Source organism: Nocardiopsis synnemataformans, assembly GCF_965343085.1.
GTDB lineage: Bacteria > Actinomycetota > Actinomycetes > Streptosporangiales > Streptosporangiaceae > Nocardiopsis > Nocardiopsis alborubida.
Map to the genome: position 1 here is coordinate 1 of NZ_CBDRFA010000192.1, position 571 is coordinate 571.

Below are 571 nucleotides of genomic sequence, written 5' to 3' on the forward strand. Positions count from 1 at the left end.
GGGACTGTAAAGATAAGGGTGTAACTCCAAGAGGGTAGGAGTTCACCATGAGTGACAAGACGCAGGTGAAGACGGATACTGGCAGGTCGGACGAGGACCTGGTCGCGGAGCTGATGGCCAAGGCCAAGGCCGAGGGCATCGACCTGGTCGGCGAGAACGGGCTGCTGTCCCGCCTGACCAAGACCACCCTGGAAAACGTCCTGGAAGCCGAGATGGACACCCACCTGGGCTACGCCAAACACGAACGCTCCACCAACGGTGACGGCAACGCCCGCAACGGCAAGCGGTCCAAGACGCTCACCACCGAGGCCGGCCCCGTCCAGGTCGAGGTGCCCCGCGACCGCGACGGCTCCTTCGAACCCCAGATCGTGCGCAAGCGCCAGCGCAGGCTGAACGGGGTCAACGGCATCGTGCTGTCGTTGTCGGCCCGAGGACTCACCCACGGGGAGATCTGCGCCCACCTGGCCGAGGTCTACGACGCCAACGTGTCCAAGCAGACCATCTCGGCCATCACCGACGCGGCCATGGAACGCATGGGCGAGTGGCAGAACCGGCCCCTGGACGAGGTCTA

General features: G+C 65.0%; 1 protein-coding gene. It reads left to right on the forward strand.

Features of this window, described 5'->3' with window-relative positions:
• Positions 1-47: 47 nt before the first annotated feature.
• Positions 48-571, forward strand: a 524-nt coding sequence (locus tag ACSIH6_RS39415; RefSeq protein ID WP_435114004.1) for a transposase, incomplete at its 3' end; no start/stop codon positions are given.